General features: G+C 40.8%; 5 protein-coding genes. 4 read left to right on the top strand and 1 reads right to left on the bottom strand.

The window, feature by feature from the left end:
* The 3 genes from F6K13_RS17385 to F6K13_RS17375 form a co-directional block, all read left to right on the top strand.
* On the top strand, positions 1-283 hold a 283-nt coding region (locus F6K13_RS17385), incomplete at its 5' end, for a transposase (RefSeq protein WP_287287893.1).
* Positions 261-464 carry a zinc ribbon domain-containing protein gene (locus tag F6K13_RS17380; protein ID WP_287242523.1) on the top strand — a complete coding sequence of 68 codons (204 nt, stop codon included), beginning with the start codon at positions 261-263 and terminating at the stop codon, positions 462-464. The genes F6K13_RS17385 and F6K13_RS17380, both read left to right, overlap by 23 nt.
* Before the next feature lie 443 nt (positions 465-907).
* Entirely contained in the window at positions 908-3001 is a 2094-nt protein-coding gene (locus F6K13_RS17375) for an NAD(P)H-quinone oxidoreductase subunit 5 (protein ID WP_287287892.1), read from the top strand.
* Positions 3002-3067: 66 nt separating this feature from the next.
* On the opposite strand, the gene F6K13_RS17370 is transcribed toward F6K13_RS17375, so the two are convergent.
* Positions 3068-3259 carry a hypothetical protein gene (locus F6K13_RS17370; protein WP_124154193.1) on the bottom strand — a complete coding sequence of 64 codons (192 nt, stop codon included), beginning with the start codon at positions 3257-3259 and terminating at the stop codon, positions 3068-3070.
* Between the two features lie 27 nt (positions 3260-3286).
* Here F6K13_RS17370 and F6K13_RS17365 point away from each other — a divergent pair, with 27 nt between their 5' ends.
* Positions 3287-4867 carry an NAD(P)H-quinone oxidoreductase subunit 4 gene (locus F6K13_RS17365; protein WP_287287891.1) on the top strand — a complete coding sequence of 527 codons (1581 nt, stop codon included), beginning with the start codon at positions 3287-3289 and terminating at the stop codon, positions 4865-4867.
* Positions 4868-5103 lie beyond the last annotated feature (236 nt).

Genomic DNA, 5103 nt, shown 5'->3' with positions numbered 1-5103 from the left:
CTGGAGGGTAGCACAAAATAGAATAGCTAGATTACATCAACATATTGCTAGACAAAGAGAAGATTTCCATTACAAAACTGCTCATAAATTAGTTAAAGAATATGATTTAATTGCTGTAGAAGACCTGAATATTAAAGGTTTAGCTAAAAATACTAAACTATCAAAATCAATTTATGATGTAGCCTGGGGTACTTTTATTGAAAAATTGAATGCAGTAGCGGCAGTTCGCGGTGTTCATGTAATAAAAGTTAACCCTCACAATACATCACACTCATTGCAGTAATTGTGGCCAAAAAGTACCTAAAACTTTATCAGTTAGAACTCATTCTTGCCCTAAATGTCAAACAGTTTTGGATCGGGACGAGAATGCAGCAATTAACATATTAAATAAAGCGTTAAACGAGGTGGGTATCATCTTGTATGCTTGTGGAAGCTATGAGATTAATCAGCCTGTGTTCGCGTAGCGTTGCGCCAGCACTCGCAAGAAACTTCTTTGTTTGAGAAGCTCCCGTTATAATCTTTGATTTAACGGGAGAGAACTTCACAATTAAACACTAGCTTTCACAGGTAGAATGGCTTAAGCAATTATACTGAAAAAAAAATTAAAATTTCCACTTTGTATAGACTACTAATTAAAGTCTTGAATGAGGAAATTGTGTGAATATTCATCAAAATCAAATTCATGGTCAGTTTTTTTGACTTTCCTCAAAAAAAGTGCTATTTAAAAGATTTCCAAAATTTAACTCTACAGTATATAACCTTTTGACTATTTAATTTTGACTTTTGACTTTTATACCTGGATAACCATTAAAAAAATTGATCTTTAGTTTTGATCCCAGGAAAGTCTGTGTAAGAATGCTTATTAGTTTTGTCTACTTAATTAAGAATTATAAAGTAACCATAAACTATGGAAGCACTTTATCAATATGCCTGGCTGATTCCACTATTGCCCCTACTTGGAGCAATGGTAGTCGGCCTGGGACTAATATCCTATAGTCAAGCCACAAGTAATTTGCGACGGGGATCTGCAATATTCATTGTCTCCCTGTTAGGAACTGCAATGGTTCTCTCCTTTGGCATCCTCTGGAGTCAAATTAATGGCCATGAAACCTATACTCAAATGTTTGAGTGGGCAGCAGCAGGTGACTTTAAACTCAGTATGGGCTATACCATCGACCATCTGACTGCCCTAATGTTAGTCATTGTAACTACTGTTGCCTTTTTGGTAATGGTCTATACAGATGGTTACATGGCTCACGACGCAGGTTATGTACGCTTTTATGCCTATCTGAGCTTATTTAGCTCCTCAATGTTAGGTCTAGTGGTCTCTCCAAACCTGGTCCAGGTCTATATCTTTTGGGAACTCGTGGGTGTATCTTCCTACCTACTAATAGGTTTCTGGTACGACCGGAAAGCAGCAGCAGATGCTTGTCAAAAAGCTTTCGTTACCAACCGCGTCGGTGACTTTGGTCTGCTACTAGGGATGCTCGGAATTTACTGGGCGACTGGTAGCTTTGAATTTGAGGTAATGGGCGTTCGCCTAGAACAACTGGTAGAAACAGGCGCTCTGAGTGCTGGTTTAGCTACTCTGTTTGGTGTTTTAGTCTTTTTAGGACCTGCGGCCAAGTCGGCTCAATTCCCATTGCACGTCTGGCTACCAGATGCCATGGAAGGTCCTACACCAATTTCTGCTTTAATCCATGCTGCGACAATGGTAGCTGCTGGAGTTTTCCTAGTTGCGCGGATGTATCCAGTATTTGAACATCTGCCAATAGTAATGAACATTATTGCTTGGACAGGAGCTTTCACGGCTTTTCTAGGAGCAACGATCGCCATTACTCAAAATGACATTAAAAAAGGTCTTGCCTATTCCACTATTTCCCAATTGGGATATATGGTCATGGCAATGGGTGTGGGAGCTTATAGCGCCGGACTATTTCACCTAATGACCCACGCTTATTTCAAAGCCATGTTGTTTTTGTGTTCCGGTTCAGTTATTCATGGTATGGAAGCTGTTGTCGGTCATAACCCAGTTTTGGCGCAAGATATGCGGTTAATGGGTGGACTGCGGAAATATATGCCTGTTACCTCTGCTTGCTTTTTAATTGGTACTCTGGCAATTTGTGGTATCCCTCCTTTTGCTGGTTTTTGGTCAAAGGATGAAATTCTGGGTAGTGCTTTTGGAGCAAACCCCGCTTTATGGTTGATCGGTTGGGCAACTGCTGGAATGACTGCTTTTTATATGTTCCGGATGTATTTCTCCACTTTTGAGGGAGAGTTCCGGGGTAATGATGAGCAGATTAAACAGCAATTAATGGCTGCAAACTCTACAGGTGACAAGGTTGAGATGACCCCAGCAGTAGCTTTCGGACCTGGTGCCATGGACCCGAAAGAATTAGAACACGGCCATGATGACCATGACCACGACCACGACCACGGTCATCATAGTGACTCTCCCCATGAGTCTCCTATTAGCATGACTTTACCATTGATGGTTTTAGCGATTCCTTCAATGATTATTGGTTTGTTAGGAACGCCTTTTGCTAATTATTTTGAGCAGTTTATTTATGCACCAGGAGAATCTTTGGCAGAGGTGCTAGAGGAATTAGCTGAGTTTGACCTGACTGAATTTTTGATTATGGCAGGTAACTCTGTTGGTATCGCTTTAATTGGCATTACTTTTGCTTCACTGATGTACTTGAGTCGTAAAATTGACCCTAGTGCGATCGCTGAAAAAATCAAACCTCTTTACAATTTCTCTCTCAACAAGTGGTATCTAGACGACCTCAATGACTTTCTATTTGTTAAAGGTAGTCGTCGTCTAGCACGTCAAGTTTTGGAAGTAGACTACAAAGTAGTTGATGGAGCTGTTAATTTAACAGGTTTTATTACACTTCTGACTGGAGAAGGTTTGAAATATTTAGAAAATGGTCGCGCTCAGTTTTATGCCCTCATTGTATTTGTAGCGGTGTTGGGTTTGGTTGTTTTCTCTGGAGTTTAGAGGGAACAGGGAACAGGCAGTGCTGTTTCACCCTCGATAGACACGGAGAAGCGGGGATGGAGGCTTTTAATTTACGATTAAAAGTTGGCTTTCCACCCAAAGAAGTAGAAATGCCCATAACTGTCTCCCCGTCAGGCTTTGAGAGAAACGCAAAAATTTAGAATGAAACAGCCCTGAAGGAACAGGGAACAGAAAATTAAGAATTGCGAGTAGTATTTTTTCTTCTTCCTTCTTCCTTCTTACTTCTTCCTTCTTCAAACATTTTAAAAGTGAGATTTGATATTTATGGCTAATTTTCCTTGGTTAACTATAATCATCCTATTTCCAGTAGTTGCATCGTTGCTAATTCCGATTATTCCGGATAAAGACGGCAAAACAGTACGGTGGTACGCCCTAATTGTTGGATTAATTGATTTTACTATTATCACTACTGCCTTCTGTACTGGATATGACACGAGTAACCCAGACCTCCAACTGGTAGAAAGTTATGCTTGGGTGTCGCAATTAGACTTAAATTGGTCAGTGGGAGCTGATGGTTTATCCATGCCACTAATTATCCTGACTGGCTTCATCACAACTCTGGCAATTATGGCAGCGTGGCCTGTAACTTTTAAGCCAAAGCTATTTTATTTCTTGATGTTGTTAATGTACGGCGGTCAGATAGCTGTGTTTGCTGTGCAGGATATGTTGCTATTTTTCCTGGTTTGGGAATTAGAGTTAGTACCAGTTTACCTAATTCTCTCTATCTGGGGTGGTAAAAAACGGTTGTATGCAGCAACTAAGTTTATTCTTTATACCGCAGGTGGTTCGCTATTTATTTTGATAGCAGCGTTAACAATGGCATTTTATGGCGATACTGTTACTTTTGATATGAGGGCGGTTGCTGCGAAAGATTATGCTCTGAATTTGCAACTCTTATTATATGGAGCGTTTTTGATTGCCTATGCTGTGAAATTGCCAATTTTTCCATTACATACCTGGTTGCCTGATGCTCACGGGGAAGCAACTGCACCTGCTCATATGTTGCTAGCAGGAATTCTGTTGAAAATGGGTGGTTACGCTCTGTTGCGGATGAATGCAGGAATGTTACCTGATGCTCACGCGGTGTTTGCTCCTATATTGGTAATTTTGGGGGTTGTCAATATTGTCTATGCCGCTTTGACTTCTTTTGCTCAACGAAACTTGAAACGGAAAATTGCTTATTCCTCAATTTCTCACATGGGTTTTGTGTTGATTGGTATGGCTTCATTTACCAATATTGGTATGAGCGGAGCTGTACTGCAAATGATTTCCCACGGTTTAATTGGGGCGAGTTTATTCTTTTTAGTAGGAGCTACTTATGACCGTACCCATACTTTAATATTGGATGAAATGGGTGGTGTCGGTCAAAAGATGAAGAAAGTGTTCGCCATGTGGACGACTTGTTCCATGGCATCTTTAGCATTACCTGGAATGAGTGGGTTTGTGGCAGAGGTGATGATATTTATTGGTTTTGCTACCAGTGATGCTTATAATCCAACTTTCAAGGTATTGGTAATTTTCTTGGCGGCAGTGGGAGTGATATTGACTCCAATTTATCTGTTGTCAATGTTGCGGGAGATTTTGTACGGTCCTGAGAATAAGGAGTTGGTAGAGCATGAAGTTCTCAAGGATGCGGAACCCCGTGAGGTATTTATTATCGGTTGTTTGTTGGTGCCAATTATTGGTATTGGTTTGTATCCCAAGATTGTGACTCAGATTTATGATGCGACGACAGTACAGTTGACAGCGCGGTTGCGAGATGCTGTACCAACGTTGATAGAATCTGGGGAAGTGGCATTGAAGAGTGAGTCTGAATTGTTGATGCGTGCGCCTGCGATTAAGTAGTAAAACTTTTAGAGTGCGTTAATAAACCGGGTTTATCAAGGAAATTTAGTGGTTTGAACCACAATACCATGATCATAAACCCGGTTTCTTGGTTGCTTTGCGTAAGTCGTGCTGATGAAAACTGCTGTAAGGTTAGGACATTTCTAAATCCCGTTTGCGCAGCATTCCGTAGGAAAAGCCTTTAAAAGTCCCCTGTTCCCTGTTCCCTAGCGCGTAGCGCTATAACTGAAATGACA

The organism is Okeania sp. SIO2B9 (genome assembly GCF_010672505.1).
GTDB lineage: Bacteria > Cyanobacteriota > Cyanobacteriia > Cyanobacteriales > Microcoleaceae > Okeania > Okeania hirsuta.
Note: the sequence above shows the minus strand (reverse complement) of the source record. Positions and strands in the feature narration are given on the sequence as shown.

Bases quoted from the DNA above. Each gene is read 5' to 3' on its own strand.
- F6K13_RS17375 (WP_287287892.1), top strand. From the start codon at position 908: ATGGAAGCACTTTATCAATATGCCTGGCTGATTCCACTATTGCCCCTA.
- F6K13_RS17365 (WP_287287891.1), top strand. From the start codon at position 3,287: ATGGCTAATTTTCCTTGGTTAACTATAATCATCCTATTTCCAGTAGTT.